The sequence below is a fragment of the Micromonospora sp. LHW51205 genome, assembly GCF_003315815.1.
Taxonomy (GTDB): Bacteria; Actinomycetota; Actinomycetes; order Mycobacteriales; family Micromonosporaceae; genus Micromonospora; species Micromonospora chalcea.
This window is the reverse complement of record NZ_QMEZ01000004.1, coordinates 552760-577452: the sequence shown is the minus strand read 5'-3', so window position 1 is coordinate 577452 and position 24693 is coordinate 552760. Positions and strand designations below refer to the sequence as shown.

The following is a 24693-nucleotide window of genomic DNA, read 5'->3' as shown; positions in this document are numbered from 1 at the left end:
TGTACGCGGCTCCCATGTCACAGCCCTGCCCAGCAGACAGCACCGACAGCCAACTGTCTGCCGGAGTCCAGCCCGACGACGTCATGGAACCCGGCGAGCACCGCATAGTTGCCGCGCGTCGCCCATCCCAGGTCCGAGCCGTACCCTTCGAGCTCGCCTATCGCGAGTCCTCCGATCCAGAGTTGCTCCATGTACTCGTCGGCAGCGTCCCGCTCGGCGTCGACGGACACTGATACGACTACCGATGCGCCGACGTCGAACTCCGCCCGGCCGTACGCGACCGGAAGAAGGGAGGACAACTCCTCGCCGAGGCCGTGCCGGCTTCTCGGGATCAGCAGGGTCCCGTCCGGGCTGTACCACCCGGGACCCAGTTCGCCGGCGTCGACAACCGCGACGTGGAACCCGACCCCCTTCGCCGCATACCGCCGGCGGCACCGACCCACCGCACCGAAGAGTTCTGCGGGCGACAGACGTGCCCCGCTCACGACAGGCGGGTAGTGCTCGACCACCGCTCCCATGTTCGACGGGTCGGGAAGCGCCTCGGGCATCGACAGCGTGCGCGGCGACGAGCCGTTCCTCATCGCGTCGCTGACGAGGTCGAAGGCGGCGCCCCATCCGTGCTGCTGCCACGGTGCCCGATCACTGCCGGACGTGGGATATGACCGCCACCCACCCGACTCGAAGACGACGACGGCCTGATCGGTCGGCAGCACCGGCGGGCCTCCGTCATGCCGCGACGCGCCAGGCGCCCCGCCGCCGGTGAACGGCGCGTCGGCGATCTGGCGCTCCTCGACGACCGCAGGCACCGGTTCCGCCGGAGTTCCTGGACTAGACAAACGGATGGTCATTGTTCACCCCGCCACCCGAGCGACGGAGGAACGCCTCTACCTCGGACGGGAAGCGCGGAGCGTAAAGCAGCGGGAACGGATTGATCTGGAGATGGAGCAGGGCAGGGACCACCGCGCGAGCGACCACGGCGCCGGCGGCCCATGCCGGGGTGATGTCGCTGTACGCCCAGCGGAACCTCTCTGCGGAGATGGCATCGCCGATCTCGGTCCAGGTACGTCCGCCCGAGGTCGGGCCCTGGGCTTCGGCCACCTGGTCGACGAAGTAGTCGCCCAGGTGGGCGCGCCCGTGCCTCGCCCACCACAGCGCCCGGGTGTTGATGCCCACCGGCCGCTCCTCGGGGTCTCCCCGGCGGAGCAGACGCCAGCCGAGGTGAAAGATGTGCACCGCTTCGATCGCCGCTGAGCGGATCGCATCCGCCGCGTCCGCATGGGCGGCCGACCCGAAGGCCACCTCCGGCAGTCCGTCGCGGGTGCCGACGATGGCGGCCAGCGCGACCTGCAATCCGAAATGGCTGCCGGGCAGCAGCCCGACGACCACGTCAGCCGCACCGTCGAGAATTTCCGCGATGTCGTGAACGGAGTACCGGTCGTCGCCGGGACGGACTCGGGCCGCGCGGCGCCCGGAGTAGACGGCCGCCGCAACGGCGTGCCGTTCCACGACCTCAGTGAGCGCGCGGGTGAGGGCCGTGTCCCAGTCGACCCCGCACGCGGCGCCGATCGAGGTCATCGGTTTGACGCGGGTCGGATCCGAGTCGTGGACCCGCATCCGCTCGACGTCGGCGGGTACGAACACCTCGCCGTCCGGAGACTGCATCGTCACCCAGGTGTTCTGGGAGTGCGCGTTCCATGCGAACGGGCGGAGCAGCGGCTCTTGCGAGCACTGTTCCGGGCTGAAGGTCGCCCGGTCGTCGAGACGGATGGCCTTCGAGCCGAGCTCGTTCGCGGACGCACGCACAGGTGCGAGGGCTGGCTCGTGCAGCGCGGCGCGCTCGACAGCCTCACCCAGTGCTCTCTCGTCCGCCCGTGCGGGGTCAAGATCCCACGCGACGCCGAGCACGTCGTCGTCCGCCTCGACGACAGAGCCGAAGAGCCCGTCGAAAGGGCTCGTGAATCGGACGCATTTCCAATCATCGCGGACGACCGCAGCGGTGAGTGCCATTTTTTGTGGGTCAGCCTTTCCTGCTGGTCTTCCGACCGAAGGTGATGGTGTAGACCGGTGCCTCGTCATCCGAGAGCCCGAGCAACTCCGCCAGCACGTTGTCATTTGTCGCCGGGGTGATCAGCGCGCCGCAGTCGTACGACTCCGCCGCGATGATGAATTTCTGCGCGACTCGACCTACCTCGACGTACAGTTCGCGCAAGGCCCTCTCGTAGGGGAACATTTCCTGGCGGCGGGGGAAGTCGACGATCAGCACGATCGTGGCACTTGCCGTCATGGGTGCCTGCATGCCGCACATCAGATCGGCCATCTCCTGGCGGAAGCTGCCGGAGGTCAGCTGATCGGCTCGCTCGCCGGCGAGGTCGAGAGCCCAGATGCCCGAATCGACGCCGTTGATCGCGTACACGACGGCGCCCATACGCACGCCTGCCAGCGAGCCGGACGGCTCGAAGGGTGCCATGAGCGCGGAGAAGCAGCGGAAGATGGCGGCGACGGTCTCCCGCGACAAGGGCTCCGGCTCGAATTGGCGGGCCGTGCGTCGTCGTACCAGCAGTTCACCGACGCTGACCCCGCCGGTGCCGGCCGTAGTGCCTTCTTCTGCCCAGTTCCACTGCGGCGTCGACGTCGCTGGACGCGTCGGCTGAGCCTGACTGCCGCGGGCCGGATACCGGGCCTCCCGCCTGCTCTCCGAGATCTGCTCGGACCAGTTGAAGTAGTCGAGGCTCGGACGCCACCCGTTCGTGACCCAATCGGTCGAGATCGAATCGAGGTCGTCCGACGGAGACAGTTCGCGTGCCCCGACCTCGGGGGCGTCCGACACGAGTTTCCGGGCGAGTTCGGCGGCGTCGAAGCGGACCGACTGCGCCGACTGGGAGTCTTCGAGAACGGCGGCGTCACGGTCGGGTCGGATGACGAGGAGTGGCGACCATGTCGTGGACATCAATCCCGGCTTTCTGCAGGCTGATCGGCTGCGTGTACGAGAGTCGCTGCGATTGTCGCCTCGACGCGGTGGTCGGTGCCGAGCGCGTCCGCGACCTTTTTACCGTCGAGGTGCTGGGCATGCCGGACCGCCCAACCGTTCGCGCGGCTCAGGTACTCGGCAGTACCCATGAGGTGGCCCACATCCATGTGCACCGTCCGGAAGGTCCTTGGTTCCCGGTAGCGGTAGCGGTTCCGGGCGAAATAGGAGTTGAAGAATATGAGTGCGTAGGGGCGGTTGTCGTCGGCGATACCCGACAGGTCCGCCAGGTCGCGTGACGAGGCGTCGAGGTGATCCATGCGGTCCAGCGCACCGTCGACGGTCGCGACTTGGTAGACACCGTCGTCGATCCCGTCGACGGCATGCGTGACGACGGAGAACTCCGTCGGATGACGACTACCGCCGGAAGGGCTCGTCTTCCGCAGCAGGTTGGCCGATTCCGCGAACGGCATCCTGGCCTGACGAATCGGTCGGGTCAGCAGGGAGAGCAGCGACGCAAGGCGGTCGTAGTCCAGCGGCTGCGCCGCTACCGCAAGGTTCGTCGCCGCCGAAGCGGTCGCGGGGAACAACTCCGGGGCGGGGTCCGGCAGTGCGTACACCTTCTCCTGGTCGTGCAGCCGGGGCCGGGCCCGATCGACGTCGGGTTGCTGCGCGTTGTACGCGACCATCCGGCGTACGTCCTCCGCGGAGTTGCCGTCAGCCTCGTAGAACTCGAAGGGGTATCCGTAAGTACGCGCGTGATAGCGGGAGGCGGCCCGCCATCCATTCTCGGCCCACGACTCCAGCCACCGCCGCGTCTTGATCGCCTCGGCGTCGTCATCGCGCACCAGGTACTCGTGGGCGACCAGCCACTCGGCGATCAGCTCGGCCCTGCGCACGGAGCCGATCGCCGCCATGATCGGCTCCGACAGGGAATAGATGGTTCCCGGAGCGAAGGCGGCAACGAGCAGACCCGCAGCCGACGCGGGAACCTTGTGTCCGTTCAACCTGTCGTCTCGGCTGATGAGCCACAGGTCACTGGCCGCCGGCTCGATGCGCACAAGAGGGTGCGCGCGATACGTTGCGGAACGGGCGTCGGTGCCGTTTTCTGCGGCAGCCTCAGCTAGCGTCTCCAAAGCAGGGTCCTATCTCTTGTACGCTCCGACCGGTTGACTTTCTGGACAACCTGAATGATTGACATCCTGTCGGCGTTCCCGGATACGGCTGCCCGATGACAGGAAAGCGCGTGCTAACCGGCCGAAAGACGGCCGGTTAGCACGCGACAGTTGGATCACAGGGACGTGAAGCCGCCGGTGCAGCCGCCCTGGATGAGGGCCGTCGAGAAGAGGTCGACCTCCTCGAAGAGACCCTCGATGTTGTCGATGGACGATTCCTCGGCGGTCTCGTTGAGGGAGACCTCTGCGTTTTGCGCGGACATTTCCTGCGCGGTGGTTGTCATCATGCAAAAAGCATTACAGGGCTATTTAGCTATGTCAATGAGTGCAGCTGCGGCGGCCGGAGTCCTGGCTCTTCCGGACATATTTGCGCCTCGACGTCGACGCGACGAGCGAGCGTCCGGCCACCGCCCGGCGCCGGGCGGTGGCCGAAGAAGTGCCAAGGCTGGGTGCGGTGGGGCGGACGATCGCGGCGTGTGGACGGTCGGCGGGTTTGGCCGCTCAACCCACCTCGGTCTGGACGCGGATCGCCGCTCGCGCGGAGAGTTGCTCCCACTGCTGCGACAGTCCGCGACTGAGGCGGGCCACCAGCGGGAGGCAGTGCGGTGGAAGAGCGTTGATGATGTCGTGGTCGGAGACGAGGCTGAGTTGTTGATGCAGCATGCGCAGCAGGGTGCGCCCGGCCTCGGTGTAGCGCACGGACGGATCCTTGGCGAGGTTCTCCAGCGCCAACGCGGTGACGTCCCGGCTCGGCTCGGGCGCGCCGGGCGCCTCCTTGACCGCGGACAGTGCCCGTGCCGGCGACGGTGAACCCGCCGCACCTTCGTTCTGTTTGCGGCGTATGGTGCGGACCGTGTTCGGTGAGACGCCGGCCAACCGGGCGATTTCCCGCAGCGAAGCATCAGGTCGTTCGGCCAGGAGCGCGACGACAGCTTTCCGGCCGGCGTCGGCGTCTGTCGGCCGGACCCGTCCGTCCCGGCCGGTCCGCTCGGCCGGCATCGGCTGGCCGCTGCGTTGCCTCAATGTGCTGATCGTCTTGGCCGACAGCCCGGTGGCGCGGCCGAGTGACCGGTCCGACCAATGCGCGAACATCTCCAGCAGACGTTCGGCCGCCGCCCGGCGGTCGGCCAGGGTCAGCGGCAGGCCGTGCTTGATGTTGCTCGTGACGCTGCGCAGGAAGGCCATCTGGTCGTCGTCGTCGAGCATCAGCGCGTGAATCGAGTCCGCACCACGGAGCAGTGCCGCCTGCAGACGATGCATCCCGTCGATGACGCGCATGGTGCTGCGCTGCACCAGGATCGGCGGGTGCTGGAGTTCGGACTGGGCCAACAGCTGTACGTGCGTCTCGTCGACCCCGTGCCGGCGGGGGCCCTGACCGGGCAGGAGCGACCGGATCGGTACCGATACAGCCTCCTGCTGGCTTCCTTCGGTCCAGCTCTCCACAACCTGCAGCGGATCGTTGGCGTCGATCAACCTGTCCTCCCCGTGAACAGCTGCTGATGCCTCGCTGACCGGCTCTTCGTGGGCTCAGTCGTCGCCTCTCGTGAGTGGAACCGGTCCGATAAATCAGAGAACAACTTGTCGGAAATTTCGGGCTCCGGTGATGCTGCTGGTAATGGGCCGATCCTGAGTGCTCTGGCGGCCCGCGGCATGTGCAACTGTAGCTTCTGACCGCTTGCACAGGTGCCCCGTGGCACCCGGAAATTTCTCGGATTCAATGCGTCGACGCTCTTTTCCCTGCTTGGCGGTCGGTCTCGCTGTGGTGTAGGGCAGGGGGTCACCTACGCGGTCGCGGGTGGCATGCCGTGCGACCCGGTGTCGCGTGCGCAGCTGCGGAACCGCATCACTGCCGCGCCGGGATTCTCGGTGCCTTTCCGTAACTTCCGGGAGTGAGAGGGCCATGGCGACCTGGGCGCCGCCTACCGGTTCGAGAGCGACTGCGGCCTGCTGTCCTCGCGTGCCCGGGCACCCGGGCCGCGAGGTGGTCCACGTCGCTGATCAGTCCTGTACATCCCCTGCCCTCGAGACGAACCGGTGCGGGCGCATGCCGACCCGGCAGCCACGAAGCGCCTCGACGACAACGGTGTCGGAAGGAGCGCTGGTCTCGCGGCCGCTCCGAGGACTGGCCACCATCGCCACCAGGGAAGCCTCACCACCGGGAGTCTCAACCGCAAGTCGTAGGGTCATGCCCGGAAGCGCCGCATGCAGGCGTGCCGCCGTGGTGGGTAGGTGGATCCAGCTGTGGTCGATCTTGACCCAGTCGTCCGTCGCGCGGAACGACACGACGCCGGTCTCCGCGACGAGAGCGTCCGCGCTGAGCTCCGGTCGCAGGACCGCGGTGACGAGAATCGACTCGAACGCACGCAACCACTGCTCCGCCTCGGCGGGAGCGACATAGGCGGTGTCGACGAGCATCAGCACTTCGAGTATGTCGTCGCGGCGGTCCAGGTAGCAGAAGAGGGTGCTCGTGCTGCACTGGTCGCCGCCCAGCCACCGGACGGAGGTCCTGGCCGCTTCCTCCCGTATCCGCGCGGCGTTCGGTGCCTCCGCGGGGAGCGGCACGAACAGTCGGCTGTTGAGCCAGTAGGAGAGATCCAGCGGGAAGCCGCGCCGCTTCTCGACGCGCTCGCGCACCTCCATCAGGCCTCGGTGCGGGAAGCGCCCGGTCAGTGTCGCGTGGTGGATGGCGCCGGCGGATCGCCGCAGCAGCGCGTCGAAGTCGGCGTCGTCGATCGCCACGCAGGTGGGAACGTCCTGGGTGAGGCAACCCACCACGGCAGCCGTGTCCCGACCGGCCCGGTTGCTGACGCACACCTGGAGGTGGGCCCGGCTCAGCCCGCTGACGTGGGCCAGCACGAGGGAGAGGGCCGCGTGGCCGACCGCCGTCTCGCTGACCCCGTGCCGCTTGGCCAGGTGACTCAGGCACCACGCGCCGGCTGACGTCTGCATCACCACGTACCGATAGCGGGGATGCAACGGCTCGACCGGGAGCCGGGGCAGCATGCTCTGAGGCATGCGTGCAAGGCTCCGTTCGTGCCGGAGCAGCGCACGGGCCCCTTCCCGCCGGCCGGCCTCACTGCTCTCCCAGTGGCTGACATCGACGGGGTGGATCGCCGACGGCTCGCCGTCGGAGAAGTCAGCCTGGAGGACGTGGCGGAGGTGCCAGGTCATCCAGTGAGCGCCGAGGTAGTCCGACGCGAGATGGTTGATGGCCAGCAGGACGAAGGCCGGGCCACTCCGATCGGTCAGGATGCCCACGCGAACGGGGAGGTCGTCGGCCCCGAACGGGGTGCCCGCCAGCTCGGCTGCCGATTCGAGAGCCGATGTGAAGGTGGCTGTCACGGCGGTGATCACCGCGACGTGCAGGACTCCCTCGGTTGTGACCCTTTGCTGTGCGGAGGGCGCGTCCGGCTCGAACAGGGTTCGCGCGGACTCGCAGGCCTCGACCATTCCTCTGATGGCGGACGCGACCTCGTCGGCTTTCAGACCCGGCTTGATCCGGTGAGCGAACTTGAGGTTGAGCGAGGCGTTGTTCGGCTGGAGATCCGCCATCAGTTGCGCCATCCTCTGCTGTCCCCAGGTCAGATCGGCGGTTCGCCCGGACGGCGCACGAAAACGAATTTCCAATTCTTCTCCGTCCCGCAGTGACATCTTCTCCGTTGAACAGGACACCGAAAACAATTCGATTCAGAGAGGGGCTTGCGTCGAAGGCTATCGCTGGCATCCGTGCGGGGCAAGGTGGTTGGCGCGGCGATGGAAATGGTGCATGCTCGTCCGGTGACATTGATCCAAGTCGCAGGACTGCGTAAGGTCTTCCGCAAGCCGGAGAAGGCGCCGGGGCTACGCGGTTCCCTCCGGCACCTGCTCCAGCGTAGATTCTCCGAGCACGTCGCTGTGGACGGCATCGATCTGTCTGTGGCACAGGGCGAGGCAGTGGCCTACGTCGGTCCGAACGGCGCCGGCAAGTCCACCACGGTGAAGATGCTTTCCGGGATCCTGGTCCCGACGGCTGGACAGGTCCTCGTCGACGGCTTGGTGCCGTACCGGGCGAGGGTGGAGAACGCGCGACGCGTCGGCGTCGTCTTCGGGCAGCGAACGCAGCTGTGGTGGGACCTGCCCGTACGTGACTCGCTCGAACTGCTGCGGGACATGCACGGTCTGGGCGCCGCGCGGTACCGGGAGACACTGGCCCGCCTCGACGACGTCCTCGGCTTGGCCGACCTTCTCCCGGTGGTCGCCCGTAAGTTGTCGCTGGGGCAGCGCATGCGGGCCGACCTCGCCGCGGCGCTGCTCCACGAACCGCGGATCGTCTACCTGGACGAGCCGACGATCGGCTTGGACATCGCGGTGAAGGACCGGGTGCGTTCCTTCGTGCGTCGGCTGGTGGCGGACGGGACGACGGTCATGCTCACCACCCACGACCTCGCCGACATCGAGGACATCTGCCGGCGCATCGTGATCATCGACGCGGGACGTGTGGTGTACGACGGTGACCTGCAGTCGGTGAAGGACACCCATGTCCGCGAGCGATCGATGTCCTTCGAGCTGGCCGCCGGCTTGCCGGGCGTCGATCGGATCGCCGCGCGACTGCCGGGCGCTCAGGTCCGCGCGGGGTCGGACGACCGCGAGCTCACGGTCACCTTCGACCGGATGACGCTCGGCGCGCGAGAGGTGCTGGCGGCAGTGCTCGCCGAGGCGGAGATCGTCGACATGCACATCGACGAGCCGGCCATCGAGACGGTCGTCCGGAAGGTGTACGCGGGGCAGTTGCGGCCCGAGCCCGGCGGCGGGGTCGATCGGGAGACCGTGTCATGACATTCGTGACCGCCGGTGCGGTGCCGTTGCCGGCTGATACCCGATCACGCCGGATACGTGCCTATCGGAGCATGGCCCGGATGGCGCTGAAGAGCCTTCTCGCCTATCAGACGAGCTTCCTCTTCGGCATGCTGGCCTCGGCGTTCGGGGCCCTGTCCATGCTGTACCTGTGGCGCTCGGCACTCGCCGCCGGCCCTCGGCAAGGATTCGACTGGCCGCAGATGAAGGCGTACCTGCTGGTGGCGTTCGTCGTCGGTTCGCTGGTGTCCAGCTATACCGACTATCGAATGGCCAACCGCATCCAGCAGGGCGACGTGGCCATGGACCTGGTTCGGCCGGTCGACTACCAGTGGTCGCGCCTGGCCGAGAGCGTCGGGTTCGCCGTCTACGAAGCCGGCACGGCGATCGTGGTCGTCCTGGCAGCCGCCGCGATCTTCGGCGGCATGCCGCCGCCGGACCGGGACACCTTGCCGCTGTTCATCCTGTCCGCCTTGCTGGTGCTGCCCCTGCGGTTCGGAATCGTGTACCTGAGCGGTCTGCTCGTCTTCTGGACACAGAACTACGTGGGTGTGCAGGCCGCCCGGATCGCCCTGATCACGCTGTTCTCCGGGGCACTCGTACCGCTGGCCTTCCTGCCCGAGTGGATGCGGGTCATCGCCACGTACCTGCCGTTCGTCGGAATGGCGTCGACCCCGGCGCTGCTCTACACCGGCTCACTGGACGGCAGCGACGCGACGACCGCCGTGCTGGTGCAGGCGGCCTGGGCGGTCGCGCTGTGGTGGCTGGCGCGGTTGATGTGGTCGGCCGCTGCTCGGAAGCTGACGGTCCATGGTGGCTGAAGCACGACGAGCGCTGTGGCTCTACCGCCGTCTGCTCGGTGCCCAGGTGCGCGCCACTCTCCAGTACGAGGCCGACTTCTGGATCATGAGCCTGTCGGCAGTTCTCGTGCAGGCCGTCGGCGTGGTCTTCCTGTGGGCGATCTTCCGGAGCATCCCGGAGATCAACGGCTGGCAGTTCTGGGAAGTCGTGCTCATCTACGCGCTCGTGGTCGTCGCGGAAGGGCTGAGCGTGCTGGTCGCGCAGGGAGCCTGGACTCTCGCGGTGACTGTCAACTTCGGACAGCTGGACGCGATGCTGTTGCGGCCCTATCCACCGGTCCTCCAGGTGCTCAGCTCCGCGGTGGGAATGAACGGACTGGGCAATCTCGTCCTCGGCACCGGTCTGCTGATCGCCGCGGTGCGGCACGTCGACGTCAGTTGGAACGTCGGTCGCGTCGCGCTCGGGCTGCTGCTCGTGGTCGCGGCGGCCGGTGTGAAGATCGGGCTCAACCTCCTCACGAACTGCGCCGCCTTCTGGTTGCGTTCCCCGTACTCCATGTTCGCGTTCTCCATGCACAGCTTCGGGGAACTGGCTCGTTTTCCGGTCACCATCTACGGCCTTGGGGTCCGGATCACCCTTACCGTCGTCCTGCCCTATGCGTTCATGAGCTTCTTCCCCGCCGCGGCTGTCCTCGCGCACGGGCCGGCTCGTTGGCTGGGGCTGCTGACGCCGGTCGTCGCCCTCTACTGCCTGTGGATCGGGACGACCGTCTTCCGGTACGGGCTCTCACGATATGAAAGCTCCGGTCACTGATGTGCGAACACATCGGCCGCCACGCCGATTCCGTCGTCCAGTCTCTCGGAGCCCTCGGATGAGTCTCCTCGGAGGGCTGCGGGACGTCGTGCCGACTCCACCCGAGCACCGGGTGTGGATCAGCAGGGCCGAGGCGCTGGACACCTTGCGGTGTACGCCCGAGGAACTGGCGCAACTGGTTGCCGCCGGCCTCGTGGAGGAGGACGGCCGACACGACTACTGCGACGTGTGGAACGTTGGCCTGCTCAGCGGCACCGGACGCAGCAGTCCGGAGCGGATCATGATCTTCTTCGCGAGGATGCTGAAGTCGTACGGCGCGGACTGGGTCTCCGCGCGGGCCTACGAGATCGTCGGCTGGGCCCAGTGTCCCCGCGCGGAGCACTGCCCGTCGTCCGAGTGGAGCGCGCCTGTCCTACCGGACGTGCAGTGGCAGCATGAAGAGATCCAGGCCGGCAGGGCGGAGTGGCGCGGCAGGGTCGAACTGACCGGGAACACCGCCACGGTGCGAGACCCGAGGGTGCGGGAGGTCTGGGACGACCTGCTGCGGCGGTACCGCTTCCACTTCACACCCATGACCCTGTCCTCCGATGTCGCCGGCACCAGGCACCGGGGCGTCGGCGACTGCGACTCGCTGTGTCAGGTACTGATGTCTGAACTGCTGGACCGTGGTGTGGCGGCCGAGCAGGAGTCGGGTTACATCTTCGGAGGCGCACGCCTGGGCCTGCATTCCTGGGTACGGCTCGTGGACACCGACGGGGAGATCAAGATTCTCGACCCGGCCATGGCCCTGTTGTCCGACCTCTTCTTCACGCCCGAGTACAAGGCGTTCTGCTGCGGGTCCGGCAGTAACCGGGTGCTACGTCGCGCGAGTCGCGAGGGCATGTTCGCGGCTCATCCGTGCGTCACCGAAGACGGCAGGATTTTCTACGAGTTCACGCTCCGGTCGATCCGCCCCGGTCGGGCGCCGGGCCCGCGGTGCAGTGAGGGAGCAGGATGAACGGTCCTGAGGTGGAAGTCGCAGACCATGACGGGACGCGCGGCCGAGCGGGGGCCGCTGCCGTCGGTCGTCCGGTCGTCATCGACGGCCGGTCTCCGCCGCTCACCTCGCACGACCTGCACGCTGACGTTCTCGGCCTGCGACGTCGCGTACCCCGGGGTGCGACCGTGGCCCTGGTGGGGCAGAGTTCCCGCCTGGTCGCCTCAGCCATCGTCGCACTCGAGGGCTGGGCCGCCCGGGTCGAGTTCGTGGGTGACCTGAGTCCGACCGTAGGCTCGGCGGAGGCGGTGGTCCTGCGCGAGGCCGGGGATGCTGCCCCAGCTGCCGCCTACGCATCCCACGGCGAACTGTCGGCCGGCGACGCGAGCACCGACGTGCGTACGCTCTGGCGTGTCTTCTCCTCAGGCACGACGGGGACGCCCACCCCGACCGACCACAGTCTCGACTCGTTGACGCGGCGGATTCGCCCGGTACGCCCGGCGCGGAATCCCGGCGACCGCGAGCAGCGGCGGTGGGGTCTCCTGTTCTCTCCTACCCGGATGGCGGGCATCCAGGTCGTCCTCCAGGCGATCCACGGCGACACCCTGGTGGACGCCCACCACGCCGCCGGGCTCGACGAGCGCCTCCAGCTGTTCGCCGGAGCCGGCGTCGACGCACTGTCCGCGACCCCGACGATGTGGCGGATGATTCTGCGCAGCAGGGCCTGTGACGACCTCCGGCTGCAACAGATCACGCTGGGTGGTGAGATCGCGACACAGTCGCTGATCAATGCGTTGCGGCGGCGGTTCGATGCGCGCGTCACGCATGTCTACGCGTCCACCGAGGCCGGTGCCGCCTTCTCGGTGAGCGACGGCAGGGAAGGTTTCCCCCGGCATTTTCTCGAGCCGGCTCCCGGCCGTGTGGCACTGGAGATCCGCGACGGCGTCCTGTTCGTCCGGGCGCCGGGAAGCAGCACGGCGCAGCCGGACGGATTCGTCTGCACGGGCGACCTCGTCGAGCCTCGCGGTGACCGGGTCTACTTCGTCGGCCGGAAGTCGCAGACGGTGAACGTCGGAGGGGACAAGGTCTCGCCGGAGCGGGTCGAGGAGCTGATCCGGCGGCATCCCGCAGTACATGATGCCGTGGTGACGCCCAGGCGCAGCCCGATCACGGGCTGGATCCTGACCGCCCGGGTTGTGCCTTCGCCTCTCGGCAGTGGGCTCGACCCCGACGAACTGCAGTCGGCCCTGCGGTCATTCGTCGCCGACCATCTGCCCCGGTCGCATACTCCTGCCTCGATCACCGCGGTAACCGAGTTCTTCTTGTCGCCCACCGGAAAGGTCAGCAGAGCGTGAACGAGGCGGAATCCCGCGGCGACTGTCCGTACGCGGTAGTGACCGGAACCAGCAGTGGCCTGGGGCGGGCGGTGGCCCGGCGGCTCGGCAGCGACGGATACCGGGTGGTGGGCCTGGCCCGCCGCGAAGTCGAGCCGGGCGAGGTGGGTCCGGGCTATGTCCACGTCCGTGCCGACCTGAGTGATCTGGAGTCCCTGCCCGGCCTGGCACGCGCAATCGTGGAGGCGCACGGCGCCCCCTACGCGCTGGTGAACAACGCCGCTCGCGGCACCGACGGTCTCCTGCCGCTGGTGAAGGACAGAACCATCTGGGAAACAGTGCAACTCGACCTTGTGTCGCCGATGGTTCTGACGAAGCATCTTGTCCGCTCGATGATCTCAGCGGGCCGGGGACGCGTGGTCAACGTCTCCTCGATCGTTGCCTCGACGGGATTCCGCGGTCTGTCCGTCTACGGGGCGGCGAAAGCGGGTTTGGAGGGGTTCACCCGTTCGCTGGCCCGCGACGTAGGGCGGCGCGGCGTGACGGTCAATGCGGTGGCGCCGGGCTTCCTTGACACCGAGATGACCGGCGCCCTGGGGGCGGAGAGCCAGGCGCGCATCAAGGGGCGCAGTCCGATCGGCCGGTTCGCACGTCTCGACGAAGTGGCCGCCGCAGTGACCTACCTTCTTTCCCCGGATGCCGCCGGTGTGACCGGAACGCTGATCACCGTGGACGGCGGCTCCACCGCATGAGGCCCGGACCGGAAATGTGGACGGACAAACACGTAGGGAAGGTGGCGCAGTGCTCGAGCGGGAACGTGTAGCGGAGATCGTTCTTCGTGAAGTGGTCAAGCTGATCAAAGAGGAAGGGGGCGAGGACGGCGACGTCAGCCTGCAGAGCGGCCTGGCCGACAGCGGCTTGGACAGTCTCGCCTTCGCCGTCCTCGTTACGCGGCTCGAACAGTCGATGGGATTTGATCCCTTCCTCGCGTTGGAGGACGAGATCTTCCCCCGGACGGTGGGGGAGTTGGTGGAGGTCTACGTCGGCAATCAAATGGAGAGCGTCCCACCTCACAGGTGATGACTGCCGCTCCCCGGCAGGTTGGACGACTTCCCAAGGGCGCCCATCGGCGCGCCGTCGTCACGGGCGACGGCCGGGCTACGCGGTGTCGCCGTCGCGGAGGTGGTCCAACTCGGCGAGGTACATCGCCTGCAGGCGGTCGTGGTGCCGGACCAGCAGCCGGATCTCCTCGGCGCTGTAGCCCTCGACGAGCCGTTCCGCCCGCTCGGCGAAACGCTCGTACGGCCGCTCCAGGTCGGCGATCCGCTCCGGCCGTATGGTGACGACGACCCGCCGCCGGTCTGCCGGGTCGCGCTCGGCCGTCACGTAACCGGCCTGCTGGAGCCGGCGGAGCATGCTGGTGACCGCACCGGTGGTGAGGCTGGTCCGCTCGGCGATCTGCCCCGCGGTGGCGGAGCCGATGTCCGCCAGGTAGTCCAGGCACTCCAGGTCGCTCACGGCGAGGCCCAGCCGCTCCGCGATGGCGTACCGGAACACCATGGACAGCCGCGACGTCTCCCGCCCGGCGCGCATGAGGTCGGTGATCGCGGAGGCGCGGGCCGGATCGTGGGACATGCGGGCAATCATGCCTCCGGCACGGTGACCCGGTGCAGCCGAGGTAGCACGCGGGTCAGCACCCAGTGTGGCGCGGCCGCGCCCCCGGTGAGGCGGCGCATCAGCCCGGAGGCGGTGTCGACGGCGCGGAAGGCGTAGTCCGTCATCTCGTCCTGGTAGGCGGCGATCGCCTCCTCCGCCGAGGTGGCGCCCGCCCGCGCCTCGACCAGCCGGCGGCCGAGCAGGGCGGCGTCGCGGAGCGCGGTGTTGCCGCCGTGGGCGCCGAACGGTGGCATGACGTGTACGGCGTCACCCATCATCGTGGCCCGTGGCACCGCCCACCGGTGCGGCCGTCGGCCGGTGGCGAAGAGGTTGAGCACCGTGGCGTCCAGCTCGGCGGTGTCGACCAGGCGCCGGATGAGCGGATGGAAGTCCGTACTCAATCGGTCGGCCAGTTTCCACAGCGCCAGCAGGTTCCCGCGAACGTCGGCCGGCAGTTCCTCCTGCCGGAGCAGCAGGCCCCACATGACGTAGTCGTCGCCGCTGGGCGCGTAGTTGCCCGGGGCCAGGCGTGCGAACGCCGCCTGCGGGCTCTCGCCGAACCGCATGGAGGTGAAGAAGAAGGCGCTGCCGGGCCGGTCGGCGATGGCCAGGACCCCGCTGGTACGCAGTGCGTCGGGGATGACGCTCTCGCCGTTGCGCAGCAGGGGAGAGCGGCCGTAGATGCCCGCCATCGAGGTGTTCGCCGGGTCCGCGTCCGGCATGAGCTGCGGTCGCAGGGCCGAGCCGACGCCGTCCGCGCCCACCACGACGGTTGCCGCGGCGGCCTCGCCGTCGGAGAACCGCAGTCGAAGCCCTGCCGGGCCGCCGCTCTCCACCGCGACGGCGTCCTTGCCGTAGTGGATGCGCCCGTTCAACCCGGACTGCAGGATCGACCGCAGGGTCAGCCGGTCGACCTGGCGGGTCGCGCCCGGCTCGTCCTTGAACGTGATGGTGAAGGCGTCCCGCAGCCGGCTGTTGGTGAAGCGCAGGTGACCGCCGGGCTCGTCGCCGGTGGCCAGCGCCAGGTGGTAGAGCGAGCGGGGCAGGCTCTCGCGAAGCGCCTCCAGCCCGTACCGGTCGAGAATGATCCGGTAACCCTGCCGCCGGATGAAGGGGCCCGGGTCCCGCTCGTAGACGTGCACGTCGATGCCGGCGCGCGTCAGGTACTGGGCGAGGCAGAGGCCGGAGAGGCCGGCGCCGGCGATCGCCACCGAGAAGTCCGTCGATGCGCTCATGCAATTACCTTAATCATTAAGATAATTTGGGCAAGGGTCACTGTGAACAGTCACCTTGGACGGATACTCAAGTAGGTTGTATATTCGGCTCATGGGATCGGCTTCGCGTCCCGCGCTACGGGAACCGTCGTACTTCGTCCTCGCCGCTCTGCTCGGCGGGCCGCTCCACGGCTATGCCGTGATCAAGCGGGTCAAGGAGCTGTCCGACGGGCGGGTGACCCTCGCCGCCGGATCGCTGTACTCCGTGATCGACCGGCTGCTCGGCGAGGGCCTCGTCACCGCCGACGGTGAGGAGATCGTCAACGGGCGTGCCCGTCGCTACTACCGGCTCACCGACGAGGGCTGTCTCGTACTCACCGAAGAGGCCGACCGGCTCGCCCAGGCCGCCCGGGTGGTCATGGACCGCCTGCCGCGCCGGGTCTCATCGCAGGCAAGTGCCCGTCACCCTTCTACCGCGAGGATCAGACCAGCATGAGTTCCGATGTCCTGGAGAAGCGCTACCGGATGCTGCTGCGGGCCTACCCCGCCGACTACCGCCGCGAACGCGCCGACGAGCTGATCGACACGCTGATCGGCGACGAACCCACCACCCGCCGCTGGCCCAGCGCCCGGGAGGCGGCCTCGCTCGTCCGGGGCGGCCTGCGGGTGTACGGCGGCGGCGCCGCGCCCCGGCCCACCGCCGTGCTGTTCTGGCAGGGCATCCACCTCGGCGCCCTCGCGGTGCTGGCGCTGGGTGTCCTCATCGGCCTGGACGACATCGTCGAGGCGTTCCAGTTCGGCGGACTCTCGGACCCTCTGACCGTCCTGCGGAATCAGGGCATCCACGAGATCGTGCTGATCGCCGCGCTGGTGGCGCTCGTCGCGGGCCGCGCCCGTACCGCCGCCGTTCTGGCGGTGACCGCGGCGGTGGTGCCGACCGTGATCTCGCAGTACCTGTTCCTCAACGGCCTGCCGCAGTGGTGGGCGCCGGTCGTCGCCGCGCCGCTGATCGTGCTGGGGCTGCGGCGCCCGGCGGACGTGCCGCCGGCGCCCCGGGCCAACGCCGTCCTGGTCACCGCCGGCATCCTCGCCCTGCATCTCATCCCCGCGGGCGGCCTCCGCATGGCCGACGCCGGTCCGCGGATCGTCGTCGCCGTCATGGTCGTCGCCGGGATTGCCGCATTCCTGTGGGTGGCCACGGCCGACCAGCGGCTGCTGATCGCCGTCGTCCCCACCCTCCTGCTGGGTACGCTCCACCAGTTGGACAACAGCGGGTTGACGGGGGAGTTGCTGCTCCGGCCGGACGCCCTGCCGTCCCTGGTCGTCGCGGTCCTGATGGCTGTCGTCGCGGTCGTGTCGACCCGGCAGCGGCAGCGCACCCGAGCCTGACCGGTCCACAACGGCGGCCGGCAGGGATCTGTAGCCGACTGTGGCACACGGCCACCGCACGTTCATCGGCGGTCCTCAGACCATCGATGAACGTGCGGTGGCCGTCCTCATGGCTCGCCACACCCAACGCCGAAGCCGAGCGACGCCGGAGTACTACGGCTTGCCTGTCAGTACAAGGTGCCCATCCCGGTAAGATCACCGCTTCGCTTGACTCGCTTATTCACTCCCGTGCCGAGCGTCGGGAACATCACCGGATAAGAGCTGCCCGTGTAGTGCGCCAAGCCAAAGCCGTGCCCAGCCTCATGCGTGGCAACGGAGATGAGGTCGAAACGCCCCGCAGGGACAGTCCCGGAAAGGCCGGTGAACCAGTTCGTGACCCGGTTGTTGAATGCTATGTCGACCTCTACTCTGAGGCCGGAGCCGTCGACCCACGAGTAGGTGGCTCCCAAGATGTCCGGATCAAATCCGGCCCATCCGACTACATTTCCGTTGTCCCTCGTTCCCCACGTGTAGCGGGTGGTTGACCCTCGATAGTCGGCGAAGGCGAACGTGTAGTACGTGCCGCATGCGGAAGAAGTGTCAGTTATGAATTGGAAGCCGTACTTGATGGCTTGAAGCGCGTCCGAGGCCGGCTGCGACCGGCTGTTGTAGGTCCACGGAAACACAGATTGCTGCCATACGCCGCCGCTGAAGTTGTATTCGTAGGAGCTTCCGCAGTACGCAGGCACAGCTGCGAGCCCAGATGACTGAGTCTTCGCTGCCCCGGCTGGTTCTGGGTGCTTGGTGGCTGGTTCTGCGCGTTTGGCGAGGATGCGCTTGAGAGCGCCCGCTGTGGCAGTGGATCCAAGCGCGGGCGTCTCGTCGATCTGCAACGCCAGCTGACCGTCGGTCGCCCGATAGACAGAAGCAGCGCTCGGGCCCGTCGAGCCGGGCGTCCGCAGAACCTGCACGATGGCGACCATGCCTGGCTCCGGAACTGCAACCTCGAGACCCTCGGCGACTCGGACGACGGTGTCCGAAGCCAATTGGCAAGAAGTGCCGACCGACTTGATCTCGCTTGGTGACAAGGTTGAGCTGCATGGAATCTCGGCAGCGAACGACGGCGTCGTCGGCATCAAAGCGACCGCAGGCATCAAAGCGGTTAATGCGATTACGGTGCCAACTGACCTACTACGGCCTTCTTTTCGAGCCATGGAACACCCAACCCCCGTTGAGAGACATAGTCTTAAATTTTTGGATATCTGGACACTGTACGAGGCCGGGTTACCTTAGTCAAGATTCAGGTCCTTCGCCCGTGCGCGACAACTGGACAGGACGAGGCAGCAGGAAGCTCCTCAGTGCGGAAATTGCGTCTGGTCGATCATGTGTCCACGCAGGAGCTTCGGCGGCACGAGCGACAGAGGGCTGTTCAGCGTGACGCTCCTGATAACCCCGTACGCGATGAGGCCGCCGCCTCCACCTGCCTTCGGGCGGACGGAGGCGGCGGCCTCTTTGGTCGTTTCCGCGCCGGCTGCCGCAGCATGCCCGCGCGCCATCTCCGAGCGGCGGGCGCGTAGCTGGTCGACGTGGGCGGCGACGATCGCAGCCACCCGGCTCCTGCGGCGCGCCAGCTGGCACCACCAGGTTCCGGTCCGGGTCGGCGGCGCCGCCGGTTGAGCTACTGGATCACCGCAGCGCGCTGAAGAAGGCGCGCAGGTCGGCAGCGAGCACGTCGGGCTCTTCCTGGGCGAAGAAGTGGCCGCCGACGGTGGGCTCGCGCCAGTGGGTGAGGTTGGCGTAGGTGCGTTCGGCGAACGACCGGGGCAGGCCGGCGTCCTCCACGCTGACCGTGATACCGGCGGGCACGGCGACGATCGGCAGTGGTGGGGCCAGGCGGTCGTCACGGTAGGGCCGGAAGGACGTGCCGATGCAGTTGGTGACCCAGTACAGCATCACGGTGGTCAGCAGTTCGTCGAAGCCGAACCGGCGGGAGATGTCGCCGCCGCAGTCGCTCCAGCGCTGGTACTTCTCGATGATCCATGCGGCCAGTCCGGACGGCGAGTCGCTCAGCGCGGCCGCAAGGGTGTCGGGCCGTGTCTCCTGGATGATTCCGTAGCCCCAGTCATCCTGGGCCTTCGCGTCGAGCATGGCGACGAACGCCTCCTCGGCTGGGCTGAGGTCGCCCCTGCGGTCCGCCGGCGGGAACTTGATGTGCTGCGAGAAGACCCCGATGACCCGATCTGCGTGGCGGGCGCCGAGCCACGTCGACACGCCGGACCCGATGTCGCCACCGTAGGCGCCGAAGCGGTCGTAGCCCAGACGGGTCATCAGCTCAGCCCACACGTCCGCGACAGCCGGCTCGGTCGTCGGGCCCTCGGCGAGTGGCCCGGAGAAGACGAAGCCCGGCAGGCTCGGTATGACGAGGTCGAAGTCTGCGAGCCGGGACACCAGGGGCAGCATCTCCGTGTACGTGCTGGGCCAGCCATGGGTCAGGATCAGCGCCGTGGCGTCGGGCGATGCCGAGCGGACATGAACGAAGTGGACCGGCGCGCCTCGGACCGTGGTGACGAACTGAGGGTGCCGATTGAGGGCACGCTCGACCGCACGCCAGTCGAATCCGTCGAGCCAGTACCGCACCAGATCTGCCAGGTACGCAGGGTCGGTGCCGGCGCCCCACGGCTCTCCTGGGGCGGCCGGCGCGAGCCTTGTCCGCGAGAGCCGAGCCCGCAGGTCGTCCAGGACGGCTTCGGGCACATCGATGTGGAAGGGCGTCACCTGATCATGATTCCATCGCAAGGAGTCACTCGGCAGCCGCCCGAATGGGCAGGCTGCAGACTCGATCTCCGATCCGGGCGAGTACGCGACCTCGACGCCCACGGGGACTTCCGCCGTGCGGTACCGACACCGGATCACTTCGTCCCGGCGTTGTATCTCGCCGGTCTGGCCGCCGCCATGGACACCCCCGACACCGAGGTCCTCGTCGACGGCTACGCCTACGGCTCGTTGTCCATGACGGCCTACACCCTGGGCATGTCCTGTCCACCGGCTGCCGGCCGGGGCGGATCCCCGCAGCCACCGCCCGGGCTGCCGCCGGACGGCTCCAACATCTGAGGGAGCGCCGGCTGCTCGGTGGCACCACCGATGAAGCCGACCTGCATCAGCAGCGCGAACACGGTCAGCACCGGGGCGGGCCGGTCCGCGAAGTCCGCTGCGTCAACTCGGTTGTGTGCCGCTGCCCCGGCCTGGCAGCCTGGCTGCCTCGATCTGACGAGAGGCGGCCATGACGCGGACCTTCCTGCAGCCGGACGATCTGCACGACCTCGTGTCGGACCAGTTCGGCTCCGACCGGCGGCTCGCTGCCCTGGACCGGCTGACGGGCGGCACCAAGAAGGGCGTCTACCGGCTCCGGCTGGACGACCGGACAACAGTGATGCTGTACGTGTGGGCCGCGGACGAGAACTACTGGCCCCCGTCACCGACCGTCCCGGACGACCCGTTCACCGATGCGTCGGGCGCGGATCTCTTCGCCGCCGGTCACGCGGCGCTCACCGCGGCAGGTGTGCGTGTCCCGCATCTGATGATGATCGACCGGGACGGCCGTCACCTCGAGGCCGACATCGCGCTCGTCGAGGACGCCGGCGCGCGACGGCTGGAGGCGGTGCTGGAACACGATCCGGCCACCGCCGCCAGGCCGCTGTCCGCGCTCGGCGATGCCCTGCGCCGCATGCACACCGCCTTCGGACCGCACTACGGCAAGGTCGCGGCCGTCGCGCGAGGTGAGGCGTCCCAGACGCGGCGCACGGAGGACGTTGTCGTCGACCGAGCGCTCGGCCACCTCGACGCGGCAGCGGCCCGCGACGCCCGGCTGGCCGACGCCCATCACCGGATCGCCGCCCACGTACGCCATCTCAGGAGCGCGGTCGCCCCACGCGTGGAGTACGGGCTGGTGCACGGTGAACTCGGCCCGGACCACGTTCTCGTCACGCCGGCCCGCGAGGCCGTCATGATCGATTTCGAGGGGCTGACGTACTTCGATGTCGAATGGGATCATGCCTGGCTGCAGATGCGCTTCGGCGAAGCGTATTCGGCGCTGCGTCCGGTCGATCTCGATCCCCACCGGCTGGAGCTCTACCGGTACGCGCAGACGTTGTCCCTGATCGAAGGGCCACTGCGGATCGCGGACACCGACTTCCCGGACCGGAAGTGGATGCTCGACCTGGCCGAGTGGAACATCACCAAGGCGCTCGCCGCGACCTGACGGCAGCCTCAGTCGGCCGCCGGTCTACCAGGGGAGCGGGCCCTCGGCGTCGAAGTAGCCGCCGGTGGGGCCGTCGGGGCCGACCAGTGCCATCCGGACGATGATCTCGGCGCCCTGCTCGACGGTCTGGATCCCGGTGTTCCCGTTCAGGTCGGTCCTGGTGAAACCGGGCTCGACCGCGTTGATCCGCATGTTCGGGAACGCCTTCGCGTACTGCACGGTGATCATGTTGACCGCGGCCTTCGAGGCCGGGTAGGCGACACCGGGGTACGCGTACGCCGGGGTGCCCGGGTCGGTGACCCGGGTCAGCGAGGCCAGCCCGCTGCTGAGATTGACGATGACCGGGGCCGCCGAGCGCTGCAGCAGCGGCAGGAACGCGCCTGTGACACGGACGGTGCCGAAGACGTTCGTCTCGAACGTCTCCCGCATCATGTCGGCGGTCACCTCCGCGGCGCCGATCACCCGGTTGCCGGCGCCCCGGCCCTCGACGCCCGCGTTGTTGATCAGGACGTCCAGCCCTCCGTCCGCCTCGACGGCTCGCGCCGCGGCCGCCACTGACGCGCCGTCGGTGACGTCGAGCTGGACGGCCCGGGCACCTAGCAGCTCGGCGGCGCGGCGCCCGCGTCCGGCGTCCCGGCTGCCGACGTAGACGGTGTGGCCGGCTGCGACGAGCCGACGGGCGGTCTCGAAGCCGAGTCCCTTGTTCGCTCCGGTGATCAATGTCGTGGTCATGGCTCCATGCTGCGGCGCGGCGGCGCGGTGACCCAGTCGTCCGGTTTTCCTGGGACTGCCGGTACCAGGCAACGCCCCAGCTCGGCGGCGCACACTGGGGGGCATGGCGACGGAGTTCGGGCAGGCGGTGCGCCGCTGGCGCGACCGGGTCCCGCCCGCTGCCGCCGGGCTGCCGGCCGGCGGGCACCGGCGTACGGCCGGCCTGCGTCGGGAAGAGCTGGCGCTGCTGGCCGGGGTCTCCGTGGACTACGTCACCCGGCTCGAACAGGGCCGCGCGTCCCACCCGTCGGGGCAGGTGGTCGAAGCCCTGGCCCGGGCTCTGCGACTGTCGGCGACCGAGCGCGCCCACCTGTTCCGGCTGGCCGGGCTGGCGCCGCCGGGCGCGGAGACGGTGCCCGCGCACCTCACCCCGAGCGTCCAGCGGATGCTGGACCGGCTGGCCGGTACGCCCGTCGCCGTCTACGACGCGTCCTGGACGCTGCTCGTGGCCAACGTGCCATATGCGGCGTTGATGGGGGATCCGTCCGGGTGGCGTGGTCACCAGCGCAACGCGGTCTGGCGGCATTTCCTGGGCCCGGGCACCCGGGCCCGGCACACGCCGCAGTCACTGCGAGCGTTCGAGACGGCGCTGGTCGCCGACCTGCGCGCGGCGGCGGATTGCTACCCGGCCGACCAGCGGCTCCGGCGGCTCATCGCGGAGCTGCGGGCCGGCAGCGACCGGTTTGCGAAACTGTGGAAGTCCGGCGCGGTCGGCCGCCACGAGGCCGCCCGCAAGACCATCGACCACCCGAACGTCGGCCCGCTGACGCTGGACTGCGACGTGCTCACCGTGGCGGGCAGCGACCTGCGCATCATGATCTACACGGCCGAGCCCGGCACCGAGGACGCCGACCGCCTCGCCCTGCTCACCGTGCTTGGCACCCAGGCCCTGGTCGGCTAGCCGCCACTCGCCCGGGACGCCGTGGCATCGTCAGCGCTTGGCGACGGTGAGCAGCACCGCGGCGTCCTCCAGTGCCTCCAGCGTGTGCCGGCGGTCCGGCACGATCAGCAGATCGCCGGGTGCGCCGTCCCAGGACGTCTCGCCGGCGCCGAGCCGGACCCGGCCGTGCAGCACGTGGACGGTGGCCTCGCCGGGGTTCTCGTGCTCGCCGAGCGCCTGGCCGGCGGTCAGCGCGATCACCGTCTGGCGGAGCCTGTGCTCGTGGCCGCCGTAGACGGTGGAGCTGCTGCGGCCGCTGGAGGAGGCGTGCGCGAGCTTGAGCTGTTCGCGGGCCAGTGCGGTCAGGGATGACTTCTGCACGAGGGTCACCTGCTCACGGCATGGTGGCTTTCGGGGCGCCCTTGCCCGGGTCGATCCGGGTCGGACCGGCGGCCGAGGGCCGGATGTCGAAGTCGAAGATCTCGGTGGGCAGGTAGACGGTCGCGCAGGAGTTGGGGATGTCCACCACGCCGGAGAGCCGGCCCTCGATCGGTGCGGCGCCGAGCAGCAGGTACGCCTGTTCCGGCTGGTAGCCGAAGCGGGTCAGGTAGTCGATGGCGTGCAGGCACGCGCGCTGGTAGGCGAGCTGCGAGTCGAGGTACCGCTGTTCGCCGTCGAGGGTGACCGAGAGTCCGGAGAAGGCCAGCCACTGGGAGTACTGCGGCGGCGTGTCACCCGGCATGAAGATCGTGTTCTCGGCGACGCCGTACGTCTGCATGCCGTTCTTGATCAGGTCGACGTGCAGGTCGACGAAGCCGCCCATCTCGATGGCGCCGCAGAAGGTGATCTCTCCGTCGCCCTGGGAGAAGTGCAGGTCGCCGAGGGACAGGTTGGCGCCCGGCACGTACACGGGGTAGAAGACCCGGCTGCCGACGGTGAAGTTCTTGATGTCCTGGTTCCCGCCGTTCTCCCGAGGCGGCGCGGTTCGCGCCGCCTCCGCGGCCACCCGGTCGAAGTCGGCGCCGGTGAGGCTGCCGAGGATCGCGTCCTGCGGCTCGGGAGGCAGGGCCAGGGGCGGCACCCGGTCGGGTGCGGTGGCGATCAGCGCCCCCTCCCGCTGGTTCCAGGTCGCGAGCAGCGACGCGGACGGGGCGGTGCCCATCAGTCCCGGGTGGGCGATCCCGGTGAACGAGACCCCGGGGATGTGCCGGGAGGTGGCCTTGCGGCCGGTGAAGTCCCAGACCGCCTTGTACGCGTCGGGGAACTGTTCGGTGAGGAAGCCGCCGCCGTTGCCGGTGGGGAAGATGCCCGTGTAACCCCAGCCCTGACCGGCCAGCGGACCGGACTCCTGCGGGATCGGGCCCATGTCGAGGATGTCGACCATGAGCAGGTCGCCCGGCTCGGCGCCCTCGACGGCGAACGGGCCGCTGAGCGCGTGGACCCGGGTCAGCGGAGCGTCCCGGATGTCCTCGGCGGAGTCGTCGTTGTGGATCGCGCCGTCGAACCACTCGCGGCAGTGGACGCGGAACGACTGTCCGGGCCGTACCGTCGCCACGGGCGGGATGTCGGGATGCCAGCGGTTGTGCCCGACCTTCTCCTGGTCGGTGAACCTCTTCGTGGAGTCGAGGGGGAACAGCAGTTCAGGCACG

General features: G+C 68.7%; 27 protein-coding genes. 12 read left to right on the top strand and 15 right to left on the bottom strand.

All coding sequences use genetic code 11. From position 1 onward, the window contains the following. Positions 1–17: 17 nt before the first annotated feature. From DQE82_RS18620 to DQE82_RS18595, 7 genes are all read right to left on the bottom strand, one after another. Positions 18–848 (bottom strand): hypothetical protein, encoded by an 831-nt coding sequence (locus tag DQE82_RS18620; RefSeq protein WP_147265145.1) that lies wholly within the window; start codon positions 846–848, stop codon positions 18–20. Next, the gene (locus DQE82_RS18615) at positions 829–2007 is read right to left on the bottom strand and encodes a YcaO-like family protein (RefSeq protein ID WP_158559991.1); all 1179 of its coding nucleotides are present in this window, start codon (positions 2005–2007) and stop codon (positions 829–831) included. Before DQE82_RS18615 ends, DQE82_RS18620 begins: the two co-directional genes overlap by 20 nt. 10 nt (positions 2008–2017) lie before the next feature. Next, positions 2018–2947 (bottom strand): nitroreductase family protein, encoded by a 930-nt coding sequence (locus tag DQE82_RS18610; protein WP_113973321.1) that lies wholly within the window; start codon positions 2945–2947, stop codon positions 2018–2020. After that, positions 2947–4101, bottom strand: coding sequence for a hypothetical protein (locus tag DQE82_RS18605; RefSeq protein ID WP_124778785.1), 1155 nt, complete (start codon positions 4099–4101; stop codon positions 2947–2949). Before DQE82_RS18605 ends, DQE82_RS18610 begins: the two co-directional genes overlap by 1 nt. 155 nt (positions 4102–4256) lie before the next feature. Next, a complete protein-coding gene (locus tag DQE82_RS30660) occupies positions 4257–4427 on the bottom strand; it encodes a hypothetical protein (RefSeq protein ID WP_157539106.1) in 171 nt (56 codons plus the stop codon). Between the two features lie 214 nt (positions 4428–4641). Beyond that, entirely contained in the window at positions 4642–5613 is a 972-nt protein-coding gene (locus DQE82_RS18600; protein ID WP_083296958.1) for a ParB/RepB/Spo0J family partition protein, read from the bottom strand. 525 nt (positions 5614–6138) lie between these two features. After that, positions 6139–7791 (bottom strand): condensation domain-containing protein, encoded by a 1653-nt coding sequence (locus DQE82_RS18595; protein WP_113973320.1) that lies wholly within the window; start codon positions 7789–7791, stop codon positions 6139–6141. A 75-nt stretch (positions 7792–7866) separates the two neighbouring features. On the opposite strand from DQE82_RS18595, the gene DQE82_RS18590 reads away from it, so the two are divergent. From DQE82_RS18590 to DQE82_RS18560, 7 genes are read left to right on the top strand one after another with little or no spacing between them, the layout of a single operon-like run. Continuing rightward, positions 7867–8955, top strand: coding sequence for an ATP-binding cassette domain-containing protein (locus DQE82_RS18590; protein WP_231915555.1), 1089 nt, complete (start codon positions 7867–7869; stop codon positions 8953–8955). A 5-nt stretch (positions 8956–8960) separates the two neighbouring features. After that, on the top strand, positions 8961–9794 hold the full coding sequence (locus DQE82_RS18585) for an ABC-2 family transporter protein (protein ID WP_233514708.1): 834 nt from the start codon (positions 8961–8963) through the stop codon (positions 9792–9794). Further along, positions 9784–10587 (top strand): ABC transporter permease, encoded by an 804-nt coding sequence (locus tag DQE82_RS18580; RefSeq protein WP_113973319.1) that lies wholly within the window; start codon positions 9784–9786, stop codon positions 10585–10587. Before DQE82_RS18585 ends, DQE82_RS18580 begins: the two co-directional genes overlap by 11 nt. A gap of 58 nt (positions 10588–10645) precedes the next feature. Further along, complete coding sequence (locus DQE82_RS18575; protein WP_113973318.1) at positions 10646–11584, top strand: hypothetical protein; 939 nt, start codon at positions 10646–10648, stop codon at positions 11582–11584. Then, positions 11581–12918, top strand: coding sequence for an AMP-binding protein (locus tag DQE82_RS18570; protein ID WP_113973317.1), 1338 nt, complete (start codon positions 11581–11583; stop codon positions 12916–12918). Before DQE82_RS18575 ends, DQE82_RS18570 begins: the two co-directional genes overlap by 4 nt. Next, positions 12915–13649 (top strand): SDR family NAD(P)-dependent oxidoreductase, encoded by a 735-nt coding sequence (locus DQE82_RS18565; RefSeq protein WP_113973316.1) that lies wholly within the window; start codon positions 12915–12917, stop codon positions 13647–13649. Before DQE82_RS18570 ends, DQE82_RS18565 begins: the two co-directional genes overlap by 4 nt. 49 nt (positions 13650–13698) lie before the next feature. Beyond that, on the top strand, positions 13699–13977 hold the full coding sequence (locus tag DQE82_RS18560) for a phosphopantetheine-binding protein (protein ID WP_158559989.1): 279 nt from the start codon (positions 13699–13701) through the stop codon (positions 13975–13977). Positions 13978–14055: 78 nt separating this feature from the next. Here DQE82_RS18560 and DQE82_RS18555 read toward each other — a convergent pair whose 3' ends face one another. Beyond that, entirely contained in the window at positions 14056–14532 is a 477-nt protein-coding gene (locus DQE82_RS18555) for a MarR family transcriptional regulator (protein ID WP_233514707.1), read from the bottom strand. An 8-nt stretch (positions 14533–14540) separates the two neighbouring features. Further along, positions 14541–15788 (bottom strand): NAD(P)/FAD-dependent oxidoreductase, encoded by a 1248-nt coding sequence (locus tag DQE82_RS18550; protein ID WP_113973314.1) that lies wholly within the window; start codon positions 15786–15788, stop codon positions 14541–14543. Positions 15789–15879: 91 nt separating this feature from the next. On the opposite strand from DQE82_RS18550, the gene DQE82_RS18545 reads away from it, so the two are divergent. Next, on the top strand, positions 15880–16263 hold the full coding sequence (locus DQE82_RS18545; protein ID WP_113973313.1) for a PadR family transcriptional regulator: 384 nt from the start codon (positions 15880–15882) through the stop codon (positions 16261–16263). Next, positions 16260–17156: a hypothetical protein gene (locus tag DQE82_RS18540; protein WP_113973312.1), complete on the top strand. Its 897-nt coding sequence runs from the start codon at positions 16260–16262 to the stop codon at positions 17154–17156. The genes DQE82_RS18545 and DQE82_RS18540 overlap by 4 nt, the downstream gene beginning before the upstream one ends. A gap of 167 nt (positions 17157–17323) precedes the next feature. Here the strand turns inward: DQE82_RS18540 and DQE82_RS30535 are convergent, their stop codons facing one another. The 3 genes from DQE82_RS30535 to DQE82_RS18525 all read right to left on the bottom strand — a co-directional run bounded on the left by DQE82_RS30535 (position 17324) and on the right by DQE82_RS18525 (position 20012). Next, complete coding sequence (locus DQE82_RS30535) at positions 17324–18118, bottom strand: matrixin family metalloprotease (protein ID WP_147265144.1); 795 nt, start codon at positions 18116–18118, stop codon at positions 17324–17326. Positions 18119–18490: 372 nt separating this feature from the next. Then, the gene (locus DQE82_RS18530) at positions 18491–18745 is read right to left on the bottom strand and encodes a hypothetical protein (protein ID WP_113973311.1); all 255 of its coding nucleotides are present in this window, start codon (positions 18743–18745) and stop codon (positions 18491–18493) included. A 76-nt stretch (positions 18746–18821) separates the two neighbouring features. Further along, positions 18822–20012, bottom strand: a complete 1191-nt coding sequence (locus DQE82_RS18525) for an epoxide hydrolase family protein (protein ID WP_233514706.1) — start codon at positions 20010–20012, stop codon at positions 18822–18824. Positions 20013–20060: 48 nt separating this feature from the next. Here DQE82_RS18525 and DQE82_RS18520 point away from each other — a divergent pair, with 48 nt between their 5' ends. Together DQE82_RS18520 and DQE82_RS18515 are read left to right on the top strand one after the other, a co-directional pair. Next, a complete protein-coding gene (locus DQE82_RS18520) occupies positions 20061–20246 on the top strand; it encodes a hypothetical protein (RefSeq protein WP_233514705.1) in 186 nt (61 codons plus the stop codon). 169 nt (positions 20247–20415) lie between these two features. Continuing rightward, positions 20416–21393: a phosphotransferase family protein gene (locus tag DQE82_RS18515; RefSeq protein WP_113973309.1), complete on the top strand. Its 978-nt coding sequence runs from the start codon at positions 20416–20418 to the stop codon at positions 21391–21393. 24 nt (positions 21394–21417) lie between these two features. On the opposite strand, the gene DQE82_RS18510 is transcribed toward DQE82_RS18515, so the two are convergent. Further along, positions 21418–22125, bottom strand: coding sequence for an SDR family NAD(P)-dependent oxidoreductase (locus DQE82_RS18510; RefSeq protein WP_113973308.1), 708 nt, complete (start codon positions 22123–22125; stop codon positions 21418–21420). 103 nt (positions 22126–22228) lie between these two features. On the opposite strand from DQE82_RS18510, the gene DQE82_RS18505 reads away from it, so the two are divergent. Next, entirely contained in the window at positions 22229–23065 is an 837-nt protein-coding gene (locus tag DQE82_RS18505; protein ID WP_113973307.1) for a helix-turn-helix transcriptional regulator, read from the top strand. 30 nt (positions 23066–23095) lie between these two features. Here DQE82_RS18505 and DQE82_RS18500 read toward each other — a convergent pair whose 3' ends face one another. Together DQE82_RS18500 and fmdA are read right to left on the bottom strand one after the other, a co-directional pair. Further along, a complete protein-coding gene (locus DQE82_RS18500; RefSeq protein WP_064447525.1) occupies positions 23096–23425 on the bottom strand; it encodes a cupin domain-containing protein in 330 nt (109 codons plus the stop codon). 13 nt (positions 23426–23438) lie between these two features. Continuing rightward, the gene (gene fmdA / locus DQE82_RS18495) at positions 23439–24692 is read right to left on the bottom strand and encodes a formamidase (RefSeq protein WP_043325299.1); all 1254 of its coding nucleotides are present in this window, start codon (positions 24690–24692) and stop codon (positions 23439–23441) included. Position 24693 lies beyond the last annotated feature (1 nt).